The following is a 17,245-nucleotide window of genomic DNA, read 5'->3' as shown; positions in this document are numbered from 1 at the left end:
ATGGCTGAGCTGACCGGTAAGCGTGCTCGCTTCGTGGATGAGTACCTTATCGACTTGAACGGCACTCAGGCTGCGATACGGGCCGGTTACAGCGAAAAGACAGCCAATGAGCAGGCAAGCAGGCTGTTAACGAATGTTAGCGTTCAGGCGCAGCTACAGAAACGCATGACGGACCGCGAGAAACGGACTGAGATCAATGCCGATTACGTGCTGAAGCGCCTGGTTGAGATCGATCAGCTCGACGTGCTGGACATCCTGCAAGACGACATGAGCTTCAAGCCTTTGTCGGAGTGGCCGAAGGGGTGGCGCCAGTATCTGGTCGGTTTCGATATCGCCGAGATGTTCGAAGGCCAGGGCGAAGATCGTTCAATGGTCGGCCTGATGAAGAAGATCAAGTGGCCTGACAAGGTCAAGAACCTCGAACTCCTTGGCAAGCACGTCAATGTGAACGCCTTCCGCGACCAGGTGAGCGTTGATGTCAACGTTTCCCTATCTGAGCGGATGGCAAAAGCCCGTGAACGCGCCAGCAAAGATTGACCTCGAACAGCAACTGGTCGAGGACATCCTTTCATTTGCTGACGATCCGCTGGGCTATGTCTGGTATGCGTTCCCCTGGGGCGAGCCTGGCACTGAACTGGCGAACAAGACCGGGCCCAGGCAGTGGCAGATAGATGTCCTCGACTCGATCGGCAAGAAGATCCGGGCCGGTGCCAAGGACTTGGGCGACGTCATCCATGAAGCTGTAGCCAGCGGCCACGGTATTGGCAAGTCCGCCCTGGTGTCCTGGATCATCAAGTGGGCATTGGACACGGCCATCGACACGCGCGGCGTGGTGACAGCCAACACCGAAACCCAGCTCAGGACCAAGACCTGGCCCGAGGTGGCGAAGTGGAACCGGCTATCCATCACGTCGCACTGGTTCAGGCTCACAGCCACGGCGCTGATTAGCACCGACCCGGAACACGAAAAGAACTGGCGCATCGACGCCGTGCCCTGGTCGGAGAGCAACACCGAGGCCTTCGCCGGTCTACACAACGAAGGCAAGCGCCTACTGCTGATCTTCGACGAGGCCTCGGCCATTGCCGATCTGGTGTGGGAGGTGGCCGAAGGTGCGCTGACGGACGAGAACACCGAAATCATCTGGGCAGCATTCGGCAACCCGACCAAGAACACCGGCCGGTTCCGCGAGTGCTTCACCCGATACAAGCACCGCTGGAGCCACCGGCAAGTCGATAGCCGCACGGTGGACGGCACCAACAAAACACAAATTGCCAAATGGCAGGCGGACTACGGCGAAGACAGCGACTTCTTCCGTATCCGCGTTCGCGGCATGTTCCCGAGGGCTTCCGAATTGCAACTGATCCCGTCCGACTGGGTAGCCGCGGCGATGAAGCGCGAGCCTGTGTATGGCCTGGATGACGCCATGGTCTGCGGGATCGACATTGCCCGGGGCGGCGCGGACAGCAACGTGATCGTGTTCCGGCGCGGCCTCGATGCCCGCTCGATCAAGGCCATGAGTATTCCAGGCAGTGAGACGCGCGACACCACGCTGTTCATCGCCAAGGTATGCACGGTGGTCCAGGAGCACAGGCCCGATGCTGTGTTTGTGGATTCGACCGGTGTCGGTGGTCCGGTAGCCGACCAACTGCGCCGCCTGATGCCCGGCGTCGTCATCCTCGACGTGAACTTCGCCAGCGCTGCGCCTGATCGCCACTACGCCAACATGCGCACCTACATGTGGTGGAAGTTGCGTGAAGGCCTGCGCGCCGGCTTGGCGCTCGAGGAGAACACCGAACTTGAGTCGGAACTGACCTCGCCCATGTACGGGCACAACGGCAGCGACCAGATCGCGCTGGAAAAGAAAGACGCCATTAAGAAGCGCCTCGGCCTGTCGCCTGACTACGCCGACGCCTTGGCCCTGACCTACGCAATGCCCGTGATGAAGAGCCAGTACACCGGCACCGGTGGCGGCCCCAACAGCGAACTGGAATCCGATTACGACCCCTATGCGGAGGCATAAACATGTGCGGCAAGAGCATCAAGAAACTCATGAACAAAGCCATCGACCTGGACCCGCTGCGCGGCGGTGACGTGATCCTGGAAGGGATGGGCCTGCCCAACCTGACCGGTGAGAACACCGGGTTCCTGAACAAGGCCGAGCGCGACAAGGCGGCAGCCGAGGCAATGACCGGCTCAACCACGACCAGCACCACGGCGCCGACTACCAGCAGTGACTCGGTACAGGCAGCCATTGATGCTGAACGCCGCCGGCGCCTGGCTCAGTCTGGGCAGAACGGAACCATCCTGACCGGTGCATCTGGCGTGCTTGGCAATGCCAACACCAGCCAGAAAACGCTGCTGGGGGTGTAGGTTGAGCACATCCCTGCGCGAGCGCCTGCAACAGCGGTATGACCGCCTGAAGCAAGAGCGCGACACCAATTGGCTGACTGAGTGGAAAGAACTCGGCGATTTCATCAGTCCCCGCTCTGGGCGCTGGAACAACGAGGACACCAACAGCGGCAAGCGCCGGGACCGCAAGATCATCAACCCCCGTGCAAGCTTTGCCCAGCGCACGCTGGGCGCTGGCATGCACACCGGCATGACCAATCCCGCGTCACCTTGGGTCAAGTTCGGCACGCCTGACCCGGCGATGATGGAGTTCGCTCCGGTCAAGGAATGGCTGTTCGCCGCCCAGACCGCAATGCGCGAAGTCATGGCCCGCTCCAACCTGTACAGCGTTCTGCCTGGCCGGTATGCAGAAGAGGGCACCTTCGGCACGGCTCCAATAGTGCTGCTGCCAGATGACGACGACCTGTTGCGCGCCTACCCGCTGGCCGTGGGCAGCTACATGCTCGCCAACAATAGCCGCAACCAGGTGGACACGCTCTACCGCGACTTCCGCATGACTGCGCGCCAGATGGAGCAGCAGTTCGGCAAGGAGAAGATGAGCCCGACGGCCCGCGGCTATCTCGACAAGAGCCCGGAAACCTGGGTCGACATCTGCCACGCCATCGAGCCCAACGAGGGTCGGGACGCCAAGCTCTCCGATAACGAGAACATGCCTTTCCGTTCTGTGTACTGGGAGAAGGGCAGCGACAAGGACACCATCCTGCGCAAGTCCGGGTTCAAGACGTTCCCCGTCATGGCGCCGCGCTGGGACGTGCTCGGCGAAGATGTCTACGGAACCGGCCCTGGCTCGATGTGCATCGGCTCGACCAAGGCTGTGCAGCTCATGGAGTTGCGCAAGGCCGAACTGTTGGAAAAGGGCGTACGCCCACCAATGGGAGCGCCTGCCAGCCTCAAGGGCCAGCGCGCATCGATCCTGCCAGGCAGCATCACTTACCTGAACGACATGCAGATCGGCGCTCAGTTCGCGCCGCTGTATGAGGTGCAGCCGGCGTGGCTGGGCCAGCTTCGCGGAGAAATCCAGGCAGACAGCGAGATCATCGACACCGCCTATTTCGTTGACCTGTTCCTGATGATCAGCCAAATGGACAGCGTGCGAACGGCATACGAGATCGCCACGCGCAAGGAAGAGAAGCTGCTGATGCTCGGCCCAACCCTGGAGCGCCAGACCGACGACCTGTTAGACCCATTGGTCGACATGTACTTCAACCAGATGCTTGAGCAGTCGGTGCCGCGCTGGATGGGCTTGCTACCCGGCGCGCCACTGCTGCCGCCACCACCGAAAGAGCTGGCAGGCCTGGACCTGCGCGTCGAGTTCACCAGCATTCTGGCCCAGGCGCAGAAGGCGATCGGCGTGTCCAGCATCGAGCGCGCCATTGGCTTCGCAGGCCAGGTCGCCACCACCACGCAAAGCATCGCGCCGCTCGATCTCCTCGACGCCGACGAGGCTATGCGGCAGTACTTCGAACTGATCGGCGTGCCGCCAACCATGGTGCGAGCCGAAGACATGGTCCTCCAGATCCGTGATCAGCGCGCCCAGGAACAACAGGCGGCGCAGATGCAGCAGGAACTTGGCAGCGTCATCCAGGGTGCGCAAATGCTCAGCCAGACCGACACCAGCGGCGATAACGCCCTGACGCAACTTGCCGGAGCTGTGTGATGAGTGACGGACTTGAATCGCTCGAAGCGCTGCGCGAAGAGGGCGAGCAGCAAGAGCGCGCGCTGCTCCTGAGGCAGGCCGCCGACTTCCGCTGGATCATGAACGACGAGCGTGGGCGCCGGTTCATGTGGCGCCTGATGGGTCAGTGCAAAGTGTTCGAACCCTCATTCAACCCCCACGGCGGGGTCATGAATTTCAACGAAGGCCAACGAAATGTTGGTCTTTTTCTTTTGGGCCAAGTGAATCAGCTGTGTCCGTCGATGTTCCCGGTCATGGCCGCCGAGAACGCCCCCAAGCCTTTAGAGGATGAATCCAATTGAATCGCCTGATGATGAAACTGATGGGCCGCGTCCTGATGAACGAAGCCCCGGCCGACGGCGGCCAATCTGGTAGCACTGCACCGGCCACCACTGACGCCGCACCAGCAGCGCCAACTACCGACTCCACCGTACTAACCCCTCCAGCAACACCAGCGGCCACGGACCCTAAACCCGAAAGTGACCCGGCGAAGCCAGAGGATCCTGCAAAACCCGACGATGGCAAGACCAAGGAAGGAGCAAAGGACGAGCCGAAAGGCGCACCCGAAGCCTATGGCGAATTCAAGTTGGCCGAAGGCATGGAGCTGGATACCGAGGTTCTGGGTGAATTCACCGGACTGGCTAAGGAGCTGAATATCTCGCAGGAAGCGGCGCAAAAGCTGATCGATCTGCAAACGAAGATCGCCAACAAACAGGCCCAGGAATACCAGGTCGCCGTTGAGAGACAGAAAGAGCAATGGATGGCAGCGGTCAAAAACGACCCCGATCTTGGCGGCGAGAACTACGACAAGAGCGTAGCCAGCGCCGTGAAAGTAATTCAAGCGTTTGGCAGTCCCGAGCTCAGGGAAGTCCTCAGTTCCACCGGACTCGGCAACAACCCGGAGCTCTTCAAATTCGTCCACCGCATCAGCCAGGCCATCTCGGAAGACAAATTTGTCATGCCCGGCAGCCAAACCGCTGCACCCAAAGAAATGAGCATCGTCGACGCCTTCAAGTAAGGCCCTAAAACCACGTAGGAGATACACAGATGGGCATCCTCACCTCTACCATGCCGACCTTGCTGGATAAGTTCAGCCGGGAAGACAGCCAGAAAAAGATCATGAAGATCGTCGAGCTGATGGCAAAGCAAAACGACATCCTCATGGACGCCGAGTACCAGGAGTGCAACGACGGCTCCAAGCACAAGACCACCATGCGCTCGGGCATCCCTGAGCCAACCTGGCGCCTGTTCAACAAAGGCATCCAGCCAAGCAAGTCCACCACCGTGCCAGTGCTCGACACTACCGGCATGATGGAAGACTACGGCCTGGTTGATAAGGCCCTGGCGGACCTGTCCGGCAATGCCGATGCGTTCCGCGTGTCCGAGAACGTCGCCAAACTGCAAGGCTTCAACAACAAAGCCGCGCGGTACATGTTCTACGGCAACACCGGTTCAGAGCCTGAAGCGTTCCTGGGCCTGGCGCCACGCTACAACGACAAGGCGGCCGAGTCTGGCGCCAACATCGTCGACGCAGGCGGCACCGGCTCCACCAACGCATCGCTGTGGTTCGTGACCTGGGGCGAAATGACCACGCACCTGCTGTATCCGAAGGGCAGTGTGGCCGGCTTCCAGCACCGCAACCTCGGCGAAGACACCGTTAAGGATGCCGTCGGCGGCGAATACCAGGCGTATCGCGACCACTTCAAGTGGGACATCGGTATGTCGGTACGTGACTGGCGCGCGAACGCTCGTATCGCCAACATCGACGTCAGCACCCTGACTGCCGACGGCGCGACCGGCTCCAAGCTGATCGAGCTGATGATCAAGGCCTACTACCTGCTGGAGAACCCAATGCAGGGCGAAGGCCGCACGGTCATCTACGCCAACCGCACCCTGCAAACGTTCCTGCATCTGCAGGCCATGAACTCCAAGAACGTGAACCTGACCATCGGCGAATACGCCGGCAAGAAGATTCCAGAGTTCCTGGGCATCCCGATCAAGCGTGTTGACGCGCTTCTCAACACTGAAGCCCGCGTAGTCTAAGGACTCCGCGGTTTCCCCCATTCTGGAGAAACCATCATGCTTTTTGACGCAAAGCTGCTCATGTCGAACGCCCAGGCGATCACCGCCACGGCTGCATCGACCGACATCATCGACCGCGGCGACACCAAGGACGTAGGCCGCGCCGGTGACATTCCGTTGCTGATCCAGGTGGTTGAAGCATTCAACACCCTGACCAGCCTCACCATCGAACTGCAAACCGATGACAACTCGGCGTTCAGCTCTCCGCGCTCCCTGTTCCAGGTCGTGGTTCCGTTGGCCGACCTGAAGCTGGGCTACCAGACGCCCGTCATCACCCTGCCGCAGAAGACTGAGCGTTTCCTGCGCGTCAACTACACCGTGACCGGTACCGCCCCAACCCTGGGCAAGGTGACTGCCGGCGTGGTCGCTGGAGTGCAGACCAATGTCTAAGCGCTACGAAGTACTGGAGCGGTCGTTCATCAACGGTCGTCTCTATGAGCCCGGCGATACTGTTGTGTTGGAAATCGACAGCCCTGGCGGAAACCTGAAGCTGGCGACAGGGAAGGCTGTCACGCCACCAGCGCCTGCACCCGCCCCTCCACCTGGCGGCGATGATGCCGCGTTCGTGGCTGCGCGTGGCGCGGCTGGCAAGTACGTCATCAAGGACGCTGAAGGCAACCGTGTTGGCGATTTCGCTGGCACCAAAGCGGAAGCCGAGGCCGAAGCCCAGCGCCTCATCCAAGGTGGCGACATTGTCCCGGCCAAGGAAGGCGAAGGCAGCGACGACCTGCCCGACGCCTGATCCACCGCAACAACCTAAGGGCCCTCCGGGGCCCTTTCCTATTTCTGGGGTGCCCGAATGCCAAGCGATATCGAGATCTGCAACATCGCGCTCTCGCGGGTTGCGCACACCCAGCCGATTGCCGCATTTGACGAGAACAGTCAGGCGGCCGAGCTGTGCAGCGTGTTCTTCAAGCCGTTGCGCGAACTGGTACTTGCTGATTTCCCGTGGCCGTTCGCTGAATCCATTGTGACCCTGGCCGACATCGGGAGCCCCGCGCCTGGCTGGGCGTATCGCTACCGCTACCCCGCTGACTGCCTGAAGGTGCGTGAGATCATCATTCCGGACCAGCGCCGGCCACTGTCGAGCGACCAGCAGATCCCGTACAAGATCGGCTATGACTCGGGCGGACGTGTCATCCACACCGACCAAGAAGCCGCCGGCGTGCGGTTCACGTTTCGGGTTGAGGACTCAACCTTCTTCGACCCGCTGTTTGTCGACGCGCTGGCCTGGCGCCTGGGTCAGGATTTGGCCTTGCCGCTCAGTTCGAAGCCTGACCTGCAGCAGTACTGCCAACAGCAATACGAAATGGCGAAGACCCGAGCCCAGGGCTCGGCCTTTGAAGAGTCGCAGGACGATCCAGAGCCTGAGAGCGAATTCGTGTCGGTGCGCTCATGACCAGCGCCCTGCAGCCAACCTTCGCCGCGGGCGAGCTGTCGCCATCGGCCAGCGCTCGCACCGACATCGCCCGGTATTACACCGGTCTGAAGCTGTGCCGGAACTTCATGGTCATGCCGTACGGCGGTGTGCGCAACCGGCCGGGTACAAAGTTCGTGTGTGAGGTGGCCGATTCCACGAAGCTCAACCGCCTCATCCCGTTCCAGTTCAACGATGAGCAGACCTACATCCTGCAGTTCACCGACCTGCAAATGCGCGTCATCAAGGATGGTGGACAGGTACTGGCTGGAGGTGTGCCGTATCAGCTCGCCATGCCCTATACCCAGTTCGACCTCAAGCAGCTGAACTTCACCCAGTCGGCGGATGTGATGACATTCGCTCACACGTCCTACAAGCCGCGCGAGCTGAGCCGCCTTGCTCACGACAACTGGACCACAGCCGAGCTGAACCTGGCCCCGCGCATTGCTGCACCGGCCACGGCCACGGCCACGCCGACCGCGGGCACCGGGGCAACCCAGTCCTGGCGCTATCAGGTCACTGCTGTGCTGGATGATGGCAACAGCATTGATGAGTCCCTGCCGGTTACGTCGAATGCAGTGACGATCTTTGCTGACACCGCTTCAGCCACCATTGTGTGGCCAGCGGTTACGGGCGCCACGTATTACATCATCTACAAGGACAACGCCGGCGCCGGGATCTACGGATTCATTGGCCGGGCCACAGCCCTGACCTTCACCGACCGCAACATCACGGCAGTGAAAACTGACACTCCGCCGAATGGTGCTGATCCGTTCGTGGGAGCGAACAACTACCCAGGCGCTGTTGGCTATTTCCAACAGCGCCTGGTGTTCGCTGGAAGCAACGCCAGCCCGCAAACCTTCTGGATGAGCAAGACCGGTCTGTTCAAGAACTTCGGCTATTCGATCCCGAACAAGGACGATGACGCTATCACGTTCACCATTGCCAGTACCGAAGTAAACAAGGTTCGCCATCTGATCGGCCTGCGCAAGCTGCTGGGCCTGACCTCGGGCGGTGAATGGACATTCACGGGTGGAGACACAGGACTCACGGCAAAGACCATCCAGGCCAGCCAGGAAGGGTATGACGGCTCAGCCATCGTCCCGCCAGTGGTGGTTGGCAGCAGCGCGGTCTACGTCCAGGCGCGCGGCAGTCGAGTTTCATCTTTCGGGTACTCGCTTGAGGCTGACGGATTTGCCGCCGGCGACCTGACGTTGTTCAGCGCCCACCTGTTCCGCGGCTACGAGCTGACCAGCGTTGCCTACCAGAAAATTCCCGATTCAATCGTCTGGTATGTGCGTGATGATGGGATCCTGCTGGGCATGACCTACCTGCCTGAGCAACAGTTGGTCGGCTGGCACTGGCACGACACGGATGGTTTTGTCGAGTCCATCGCCTGCATCCCTGAAGGCCAGGAGGACGCGCTCTACATGGTGGTGCGCCGGACGATCAATGGTGTGCAGAAGCGGTATGTCGAACGGATGGCTACACGTCAGGTGCTGTCGATCGAGGACGCCTTCTTTGTTGACTGCGGTCTGACTTATGACGGCCGCAACACCGATACAGCCAAGACCATGCGACTTTCCGGCGGCACGACCTGGCAATACCCTGAAGTCGTGACGATGACGGCCTTGGGGCATGCGCCTTTCACCGTCGGCAGCGTTGGCAACCAGTACTCCCTGAAGCTGACCACCACCGATGATAACGATGATGTCACCACCGAAACGGTTCGTGTCGAGGTTGTCGGGTACACCAGCACCACCGTGGTGACGGTGAAACTTCTGATCGTCTGCCCGCCAGCTCTGCGCAATGTGGCCTTGACTGGCTGGGCGCGGCAAGCCAAGACCATTTCCGGCCTGGGCCACCTGGAAGGCAAGACCGTCTCGATCCTAGCCGACGGCAGTGTTCACCCGCAGCGCGTGGTCGCCGGTGGGGCGGTGGTGCTGCAAGAGGCGGCTGGCGTGGCGCATATCGGCCTTCCGTACAAGTCCGACATGGAAACGCTCGACCTTGAACTGAAGAACGGCAACGAGACGGTTCTGGACAAAAAGATCGCTGTGACGTCGCTGACGGTGCTGGTCGAGGAATCACGCGGCATCTTCGCCGGCATGGACAAGAATCATCTGAGGCCGCACAAAACCAGTCGGGGCACGTACGAACAGCCGCTTGATGAGCTGACCGGTCAGGCAGAGATATACATCGCCAACGACTGGAAGGGCAAAGGCCGGGTGTTCATTCGCCAATCTGACCCACTGCCGCTGTCCGTGCTTGCGGTGATCCCAGAGGTAACCATCGGTGGCCGCTGAAGTCTTGCCGGTATCGGCTGAGGATGTGCCGGCCATCCTGCCCTTTGTGCGCCAGGCAGACATCGACGAAATCACCGAGGCCCTGGGAATCCCGATGGAAGAGGCGCTACTTGACGCGGTCACTGGCAGCCTCAACGCCAAGAAGATCTTGGTCAATGGCGAGGTAGTGGCGGTGTTCGGTGATGCCACGTACAGCATTCTTGGTTCCGTCGGCGTGCCTTGGCTGATCAGCACCGTGCACGTTGAGCGCCATGCCCGGGCATTCCTGAAGGTCTGCAAGCCAGAAGTTCAGGGAATGCTGACCAGGCATACCCACCTCCTGAACTATGTCGATGCCCGCAACACCGCCGCCATTCGCTGGCTGAAGTGGCTGGGCTTCACCTTTGCCCCGGCCATCCCCTACGGCCCAAAGGGCTTCCTGTTTCACCCATTCACATTGAACAGAGAGAATTGATTATGTGCTGGATGGCATTGATCCCGGTCGCCATATCCCTGGTCGGCGGAATGATGGGCGCGCAGAACGCGAAGCAGGAAGGCGCCTTCAACGCCGGAATGCTTAAACGAAACGCCGAATTGAAGGAGCAAACCGCCCAGGAGACGCTGTTTGCTGGCGATGCGTCTGCCGATTGGCAGCGTGTCAGGACCGGTCAGGCGGTGGGCACGCAGCGCGCCGTGCAGGCCGCCAACGGCATCGACGTTAACAGCGGCAGTGCGGCGCAGCTTCAGGACGACACATCCATGATTGGTGAGCTGGACGCCCTGACCATCCAGAACAACGCCGCGCGCGAGGCATACGGCTACCGCATTCAGGCTGATCAGGACCGTATGAACGCCGTGCAGACCGTCACCAACGCAGGCAATAAGGCCACCGGCTCAATACTGGGTGGCATTGGTGGCGCGTTCGGCTCCTTCGCTGGAGGTCGCGCATGAGGGTCCCTACGTTCGATACGGCTCAGGTCCAGCAGCAACCAGGGCGCGCGGTCGAGCTGCGCGGCGTGGCGCCGGACAATTCAGGCATTGAGGATGGCTTGCGCAGTTTCCAGCGCGGCGTCGAGATACTGGTAGCCAAAGAGCGCGAGAAGGCCGACACCGCCCTGTTGATGGAGGCTGATAACCAGCTGACCCAGTGGCAGCAGAAGACCATGTACGACGACGGCGGCGTTTACACCCGCAAAGGCAAGAACGCCCTCGACGTCACCAACCAGACCCTGGAGCAGTTCGAGCAAACCCAAGCCGAGATCGCCAAGAGCCTGACCAATGATGCGCAGAAGGCCCGTTACGCGCAGATCGTCGCCAGCCGCCGAAACTCGCTGTCCAATGACCTGAACCGGTACGAGTACGGCGAGCGGCAGAACTACTACGGCCAGGTTGAGAAGGGCCAACTTGAAACGTCCATGCAGGGCGCCGCGCTTGAATACCAGGACCCGGCCAAGGTCCAGCAATATCGGCAGAAGATTGATGCCGTGCTGGCGAGCCGCGCCGAGCGCCTGGGACTCTCGCCTGAAGCAGCACAGGCTGAGCGCCTGGAGACGAACAGCGGCATGTCCACGGCAGTGATTCAGCGGATGCTGGTCGACTCGCCGCAGCGCGCCAAGGGCTACTTCGATTCATTCAAGGACACCATGACCGCCGAGGACCAGATCCGGGCGAGCAGCGGTATTGATCAGGGGTTTCGGCGTCTTGAAGCAGAAGCCCGCCAGCGCCAGGTCGAGGCCCGCCAGATTCAAGCCATCAACCGGATGGAGCTGAGCAGCCGCGTGCAGGACGCCAGCGCCGCGTATTCGCAGGGCCTGGACTATGACAATCCGCCAAACCGTGCCGACTTCAGAGCCGCCTATGGCGACAAGGCTGAAGAGCAGTACCGGTCATTCACCAAGATTCAGGAAGTCGCGCCAGCCATTCGCGAGTTTGCCACGGCCTCGCCAGAAGAGCGCCAGCAGATCCTGACCAAGTTCCAGCCAGGCAAGGACGGCATTGCCACCGAGGGGTTCAAGGAAGACTCCCAGCTCTACCAGCACCTGACAGGCGTGGCCGTGGGCCTTATGAAGCAGCAGCAGACCGACCCGGCTGCCTATGTCGCGAAGTACAGCCCGATCGTGCAGCAGGCTTTCGCCGTGGCCCAGGAAGAAGGCACGCCCGAGGCGTATCAGGCGTACGCCACCGCAACGGTTGCAGAGCAGCAGCGCCTTGGCGTGGTCCAGCCACAATTGCTCCCGAAGCAGGCCGCCGATCAGTTCGCCGCCACCTTCAACCAACAGGTTATGGGAGGTGAGAACGCCGCCGCGCTGATCGAGCAAGAGGCTCAGAAGTGGGGCAAGGACTTCCCGGCGGTGCTTCAGCAGGTCGGCGATAAGCTCCCGGCTGAGGCTCAAGTAATCGCCACCGGCTTACCGAAGGACCTTGCCGAACGTATGGCTTCGGTTGCGCCGCTGAAAAAATCAGAAGTAATTAAAGGGCTTGAAAAAGGTCAGGCCGACGAAATCAAGATGTCGATATCCTCGGCCATGCTTCCATTTACTGAGTCTCTTCAGGGACAGGATCGGCAGAAGGCGATCACCACCTACAACTCAATGTTTGACGCCGCAGAGAAAACAGCAGCGTCTTATGTGCTTCAGGGTATGAGCCCGAAAGATGCTGCCAGAAAGGTGGTCGACGGAATGGTCAACGACAAATACGACTTCTTCGGCACCTACCGCGTACCGAAAACCTTGGACACCAATGCCGTCAGCCGCGGTGCCGACCGGGCGCTGCAAACAATCACGCCTGATGAGCTGATGCCGCTTCCTGGGTTCGAGGGCGTGACTGACGGGGAGAACGCGAACCAGCTCATCAATGCCGTGAAGTCCGGCGGTCAGTGGGTACCGACCAACGATGAAAGCGGCCTGGCCCTGACGCTCAATGGCTATCAGCTGTTGGGCAAAGACGGGAAACCACTCATCCGCACATGGGATGACCTGCAGCTGAAGGGCCTGCAAGAATCCGGCACCTACCGCGTAGCGCCGATGGGGATCATGCCATGACGATCTTTGCAGGCGATGCACCGGTACTGCGCCGGCGGACAATGCTCGACATCCCGGCCGATGCCGGCGAGGTTTTTGGCTCAGGGTTTGATAATGACCTCTCTCAGACCCCGTCAGCCTCCCTAATTCGCATGGAGGAACTGGCCGAGCAGGAGCAAGGCCGTGCCATGGTGATGGGGCCGGAATCCTATCTGGCCCCTGATGCCGGCCGTGCAGCACCAGATACGCCAATGCTCGACGCTCAAGTCGCCCGGGAGCGCGTGGCAGGCATGGGCCTGGACATTAAGATCCCCGACCAGGGTATCCGCGAGGGCGCTCTCGAAGTTCTGGTCAACCGTCACCGGGAGCAGGCTGCGCGCCAACAGGTAGCCGCCCGAGCAGCAAACGGCACGTTACCCGCCAGGCTTGCTGCCAGCCTGGCTGCATCATTGCTCGACCCGCTGAACATCGCGTCAGCCTTCGTCCCCGTGGTCGGCCCTGCGCGGTATGCCTCTATGCTTGGCCGAGCATCTGGCCCGCTGGGTCGTGCCGGTGTTCGTGTTGGCGTCGGCGCCGTTGAGGGGGCAGTGGGTGCAGCCATCATTGAGCCGTTGCCGCTGATCGCCGCGAACATGGACCAGACCGAGTATGGCCTTTCGGACTCCCTGGCAAACATTGCCCTGGGCGGCGTTCTGGGCGGCGGCCTGCACAGTGTTGGTGGTGCGGTATCAGATGCACTGCGCCGGCGGATCGCCACCGAGACGCCCGCGGTAGATACCGTGCTGAACGCTGCCGATCGCCAAGCCACCCCACCTTCCTCGTTGCGCACTGCTGACTTTGACCGGCTATTCGATGAAGACCCTGAAACAGCCCTCCGGACAACCCTGTCCCGGCAACTGGAGGCCGACGGCGCCAACCTGTACCGCAATGCCCAGCGCCAGGCCATCGACGAGATCCGCCCGACGCTGACCGGTGAGCGGGTAGGGAATGTGGCTGATCTGCACGCCGAGCGGATAAACCTGACCCAGCAGGCCATGAGGCTGGACGACACCTTCCGCGACGTGGCGAAACAGTTCCAGGGCCAGGGCCTGACCCGCAAGCAGGCCGAGCGCGCCGCCCGGGACAGTATCGCCGTGCAGCGCGAACAGATCGGCGCCAGGCAGGCTGAGATCAATACCACGCTCGAGCGCAACCGCGCCGGCGAGTTCGATCGTCGTGACCTGGGCCTGATCGAGCGTGGCGAGGTTCCGGAACGCTTGAAGCCACAGATCGAGGCCAGGGCCAAGCAGATCATGCAGGGCTACCAGCAACGGCCGCTCGGCCCGGCAATTGCCACCGCCCGGGAAACAGCCGAGTCCGCAGACTGGAAGGTGCGCGAAAGCGCCTTGCGCAGCGCCGTGGCGCAGGCCGTGAGCGGTCGCGAAATCGACGTGAATGCGCTGTTTGACTTGGAAGTCCCCGCCAAGTCAGGCGCGGCACTGGAATATGTGAAACGCCCAGCAGCCAGGCGGGTTGACCCTGAAGGTCGGTCCGAAAGCCTGCGCGCCGATGGCCAAGCGAAGACGGACACCCAGGACGATCTCGACACAGTGCAACAGGCATTCGACGAGGACGAAGCATTGGTCAATGAAATGCTCGACCAGATGCCAGAACAAGACCGCGCCGCCGTACTGGCGGCCGGACGGGAAGAGGCAGACCTTGCCGCGGCCCAGGCTGAGCGGGCTGAGAGCTATTCGAAGGCATACCGCGCCGCCGCCGTGTGCGACATAAGGAACGGACAATGACCCCTTGCATCGACGCCGTACGGGCCGCCGCCGGCGACCTTGAGGACCAAGAGATCAGTGAGATTTTCGAGCTTTTGCGCGGACGCGCCCAGGAGATCATGGCCAGGGAAGGCGCGCTGGGCATGGAGCAAGCAACGCTCCGAGCTGCCGACGAACTCGGCAAACAGGCACAACAGGCAGCACTGATCGAGCGCCGCAACGCGCTGATCAACCTGCGCCGCCGGAGCGAGATCGTCACGTTCGTGCGCAGCAACTTCGCTGACCGCCCCGACCTTGGCATCGAATCGCTGCTGGTGGGCACCAACCTGGCACGCCAGGGCTCCAGAATGTCGGTGGCCGCCGAGCAAAAGGCGTTGGGCGATGCCTATATAGGCGGCCTGATTCACGACTTGGAAAGCAAGGACCTGACGGCAGTGCTCGCCAATGGCGGATCGGACATAGATATCGCGGATGCCTTGTGGAAAATCGGCAATGACCTGGACACCTCGAAGCTGAACGACCAGGTCGTCGATATCGCACGGATCATCCAGAAGTACCAAGAGGCGGCGCGCGTCGACGCGAACCGTGCCGGTGCCAGCATCGGTAAGATCCCGGGCTACATCGCCCGCCAGAGCCACGACAGCGAGAAGATCGGCGCTGCAGGCTACGACAAGTGGGCAGAAGACATCCTGCCACGCCTTGACCCGAAGACGTTCGATGGCGTGACCAATGAAGCCAGCTTCCTGCGCGGGGTCTATAACGGACTGGTCACCGGTAATCACCTGAAATCGGCTGATACGCCCAAGCCAAACGGCTTCAAAGGCCCGGCCAACATCGCCAAGAAGATGAGCCAGGAACGTGTCCTGCACTTCAAGGATGGCGTGGCCTGGCACGAATACAATCAGCAGTACGGCACGGGCAACCTGCGCGAAGCCGTGCTGCGTGGCCTGGACCTGTCCGGTCAGAACACGGCGATCATGCGCCGTTTGGGAACCAACCCCGAGGCAAACCTTGAGATGGCAATGGATGTTATCGCCTCCGACCTGGACAAGGCCGGCGACACAGCAGCATCGACCAACTTCAAGACCGCCCGGGAAACCATGCTGAAGAACCGATTCGCGGAAGTCAGTGGGCAGACTCGAATCCCTGGCAACGCCTGGGCCGCCAGAATCTCGGCCAACGTCCGGGCTTGGCAATCGTTGTCCAAACTGGGCGGTGCCCTGCTGTCGAGCTTCACCGATCTGCCGGTGGCTGCGAGCGAAATGCGGTATCAGGGGAAAAGCTTTTTGGGTTCGCTGGGGGAAATGACCGCCGGCCTGGTCAAGGGGCGCGGGAGCAAGGAGCAGGAGGAAATCCTGTCCAGCTTCGGCGTGTATGCCGACTCGATGCGAGGGGAGATTATGCGGCGGTTCTCGGCCGATGACTCGGTGGGCGGGAAGATGTCGCGTGGGATGTCGCTGTTCTTCAAGCTGAATGGCCTGTCCTGGTGGACTGATGCCAACAAGGCCAGTGCCGGTCTGATGATGGCCCACAACCTGGCACAGAACAAAGGCCGCGCGTGGGGCTCTATGGATGCCAGCTTTCGCCGCACGCTGGAGCTGTACGATCTGGACGCCGGCAAGTGGGACCTGCTGCGCGGCATGGATACCAAGATGGCCGACGGTCGGGATTACATGACTACCGACGGCATTGGCTCCATTCCAGACGAAAAGATCAGCGAATACCTGACGTCTCAAGGTCGGAAGGTATCCGACGCCGCCATCCGCGAAACCCGTGAAGGCCTGGACCGCAGTCTGCGCACCTACGTCAACGACCGGGTGAGCTACGCAGTGCTGGAGCCGGACGCCCGAACCCGTTCAATCCTAAATCAGGGGACGCGCCCAGGCACAATCATGGGTGACCTCAACCGGTTCTTGACCCAGTTCAAAAGCTTTCCAGCGGCATACATGCAGAAGACCTTGGGCCGCGAGCTCTACGGGCGCGGGTATGCACCGACACCGCTCGGCGAGGGCTACCGGGGAAGCAAGGACCTGATCGCCGCCCTGCGCAGCGGCAATGGGGAAAAGCTCGGCATGGCCCAGCTCCTGCTGTGGACCACCGCCTTCGGCTATCTGTCGATGTCGTCGAAGGATGCCATCAAGGGCCGCGAGCCTCGACCAGCGGACGATCCTAAAACATGGATCGCCTCGATGGTGCAGGGTGGTGGGTTCGGGATATTCGGCGACTTCATGTTCGGTGAGGTGAGCCGCTTCGGCAACAAGCCACTGGAAACCATGGCCGGGCCGACCCTGGGCACCGCTGCCAGCGCCATTGACCTCTGGAGCAAGATCCGCTCCGGTGATGACGCCGCCGCCTCGACGTTCAACCTGGCACTGAACAACACGCCATTCCTGAACCTGTTCTACACCCGCATCGCCTTGAACCACCTGTTTCTCTATTCGGCACAGGAGGCAATGAACCCAGGCTCATTGCGCCGAACCGAGCAACGAATCCAAAAAGAGAACGGCCAGCAGTTCCTTGTCAGGCCATCCCAAAACTACGCCGACCCACTGGGAATTGCCCGGTAGATAAACCAACCCCCATGAAGCCCGCCG

16 protein-coding genes are annotated in these 17,245 nt (G+C 61.2%); all 16 read left to right on the top strand.

Annotation, left to right across the window (positions count from 1 at the left end; genetic code table 11):
- The 16 genes from J3P94_RS18660 (at nt 1) to J3P94_RS18585 (ending at nt 17,218) form a co-directional block, all read left to right on the top strand.
- Nucleotides 1-537 carry a terminase small subunit gene (locus J3P94_RS18660; RefSeq protein ID WP_434569171.1) on the top strand — a complete coding sequence of 179 codons (537 nt, stop codon included), beginning with the start codon at nt 1-3 and terminating at the stop codon, nt 535-537.
- Nucleotides 515-2,020 carry a terminase gene (locus J3P94_RS18655; protein WP_434569170.1) on the top strand — a complete coding sequence of 502 codons (1,506 nt, stop codon included), beginning with the start codon at nt 515-517 and terminating at the stop codon, nt 2,018-2,020. Before J3P94_RS18660 ends, J3P94_RS18655 begins: the two co-directional genes overlap by 23 nt.
- A gap of 2 nt (nt 2,021-2,022) precedes the next feature.
- Nucleotides 2,023-2,370: a hypothetical protein gene (locus J3P94_RS18650; RefSeq protein ID WP_434569169.1), complete on the top strand. Its 348-nt coding sequence runs from the start codon at nt 2,023-2,025 to the stop codon at nt 2,368-2,370.
- Nucleotide 2,371: 1 nt separating this feature from the next.
- Nucleotides 2,372-4,066: a portal protein gene (locus J3P94_RS18645; protein ID WP_434569168.1), complete on the top strand. Its 1,695-nt coding sequence runs from the start codon at nt 2,372-2,374 to the stop codon at nt 4,064-4,066.
- Complete coding sequence (locus J3P94_RS18640) at nt 4,066-4,386, top strand: hypothetical protein (RefSeq protein WP_434569167.1); 321 nt, start codon at nt 4,066-4,068, stop codon at nt 4,384-4,386. Before J3P94_RS18645 ends, J3P94_RS18640 begins: the two co-directional genes overlap by 1 nt.
- Nucleotides 4,383-5,102, top strand: coding sequence for a hypothetical protein (locus J3P94_RS18635; protein WP_434569166.1), 720 nt, complete (start codon nt 4,383-4,385; stop codon nt 5,100-5,102). The genes J3P94_RS18640 and J3P94_RS18635 overlap by 4 nt, the downstream gene beginning before the upstream one ends.
- A gap of 29 nt (nt 5,103-5,131) precedes the next feature.
- Entirely contained in the window at nt 5,132-6,127 is a 996-nt protein-coding gene (locus J3P94_RS18630) for a major capsid protein (protein ID WP_434569165.1), read from the top strand.
- A 36-nt stretch (nt 6,128-6,163) separates the two neighbouring features.
- Nucleotides 6,164-6,556, top strand: coding sequence for a Bbp16 family capsid cement protein (locus J3P94_RS18625; RefSeq protein WP_434569164.1), 393 nt, complete (start codon nt 6,164-6,166; stop codon nt 6,554-6,556).
- The gene (locus J3P94_RS18620; protein ID WP_434569163.1) at nt 6,549-6,908 is read left to right on the top strand and encodes a hypothetical protein; all 360 of its coding nucleotides are present in this window, start codon (nt 6,549-6,551) and stop codon (nt 6,906-6,908) included. The genes J3P94_RS18625 and J3P94_RS18620 overlap by 8 nt, the downstream gene beginning before the upstream one ends.
- Before the next feature lie 57 nt (nt 6,909-6,965).
- A complete protein-coding gene (locus J3P94_RS18615; protein ID WP_434569162.1) occupies nt 6,966-7,565 on the top strand; it encodes a hypothetical protein in 600 nt (199 codons plus the stop codon).
- Nucleotides 7,562-9,889: a hypothetical protein gene (locus J3P94_RS18610; protein WP_434569161.1), complete on the top strand. Its 2,328-nt coding sequence runs from the start codon at nt 7,562-7,564 to the stop codon at nt 9,887-9,889. The genes J3P94_RS18615 and J3P94_RS18610 overlap by 4 nt, the downstream gene beginning before the upstream one ends.
- Complete coding sequence (locus J3P94_RS18605; protein WP_434569160.1) at nt 9,879-10,343, top strand: hypothetical protein; 465 nt, start codon at nt 9,879-9,881, stop codon at nt 10,341-10,343. Before J3P94_RS18610 ends, J3P94_RS18605 begins: the two co-directional genes overlap by 11 nt.
- Before the next feature lie 11 nt (nt 10,344-10,354).
- The gene (locus J3P94_RS18600; protein WP_434569159.1) at nt 10,355-10,819 is read left to right on the top strand and encodes a virion core protein, T7 gp14 family; all 465 of its coding nucleotides are present in this window, start codon (nt 10,355-10,357) and stop codon (nt 10,817-10,819) included.
- A 65-nt stretch (nt 10,820-10,884) separates the two neighbouring features.
- The gene (locus tag J3P94_RS18595; protein ID WP_434569158.1) at nt 10,885-12,909 is read left to right on the top strand and encodes a hypothetical protein; all 2,025 of its coding nucleotides are present in this window, start codon (nt 10,885-10,887) and stop codon (nt 12,907-12,909) included.
- Nucleotides 12,906-14,672: a hypothetical protein gene (locus J3P94_RS18590; protein WP_434569157.1), complete on the top strand. Its 1,767-nt coding sequence runs from the start codon at nt 12,906-12,908 to the stop codon at nt 14,670-14,672. Before J3P94_RS18595 ends, J3P94_RS18590 begins: the two co-directional genes overlap by 4 nt.
- Nucleotides 14,669-17,218 (top strand): hypothetical protein, encoded by a 2,550-nt coding sequence (locus J3P94_RS18585; RefSeq protein ID WP_434569156.1) that lies wholly within the window; start codon nt 14,669-14,671, stop codon nt 17,216-17,218. The genes J3P94_RS18590 and J3P94_RS18585 overlap by 4 nt, the downstream gene beginning before the upstream one ends.
- Nucleotides 17,219-17,245 lie beyond the last annotated feature (27 nt).

It is taken from the genome of Pseudomonas sp. Z3-8 (assembly GCF_051131975.1).
Taxonomy (GTDB): Bacteria; Pseudomonadota; Gammaproteobacteria; order Pseudomonadales; family Pseudomonadaceae; genus Aquipseudomonas.
Note: the sequence above shows the minus strand (reverse complement) of the source record. Positions and strands in the feature narration are given on the sequence as shown.

Coding starts and splice junctions, on each gene's coding strand:
- J3P94_RS18660 (WP_434569171.1), top strand. CDS start 1: ATGGCTGAGCTGACCGGTAAGCGTGCTCGCTTCGTGGATGAGTACCTT.
- J3P94_RS18650 (WP_434569169.1), top strand. CDS start 2,023: ATGTGCGGCAAGAGCATCAAGAAACTCATGAACAAAGCCATCGACCTG.
- J3P94_RS18640 (WP_434569167.1), top strand. CDS start 4,066: ATGAGTGACGGACTTGAATCGCTCGAAGCGCTGCGCGAAGAGGGCGAG.
- J3P94_RS18630 (WP_434569165.1), top strand. CDS start 5,132: ATGGGCATCCTCACCTCTACCATGCCGACCTTGCTGGATAAGTTCAGC.
- J3P94_RS18625 (WP_434569164.1), top strand. CDS start 6,164: ATGCTTTTTGACGCAAAGCTGCTCATGTCGAACGCCCAGGCGATCACC.
- J3P94_RS18620 (WP_434569163.1), top strand. CDS start 6,549: ATGTCTAAGCGCTACGAAGTACTGGAGCGGTCGTTCATCAACGGTCGT.
- J3P94_RS18615 (WP_434569162.1), top strand. CDS start 6,966: ATGCCAAGCGATATCGAGATCTGCAACATCGCGCTCTCGCGGGTTGCG.
- J3P94_RS18610 (WP_434569161.1), top strand. CDS start 7,562: ATGACCAGCGCCCTGCAGCCAACCTTCGCCGCGGGCGAGCTGTCGCCA.
- J3P94_RS18600 (WP_434569159.1), top strand. CDS start 10,355: ATGGCATTGATCCCGGTCGCCATATCCCTGGTCGGCGGAATGATGGGC.
- J3P94_RS18590 (WP_434569157.1), top strand. CDS start 12,906: ATGACGATCTTTGCAGGCGATGCACCGGTACTGCGCCGGCGGACAATG.
- J3P94_RS18585 (WP_434569156.1), top strand. CDS start 14,669: ATGACCCCTTGCATCGACGCCGTACGGGCCGCCGCCGGCGACCTTGAG.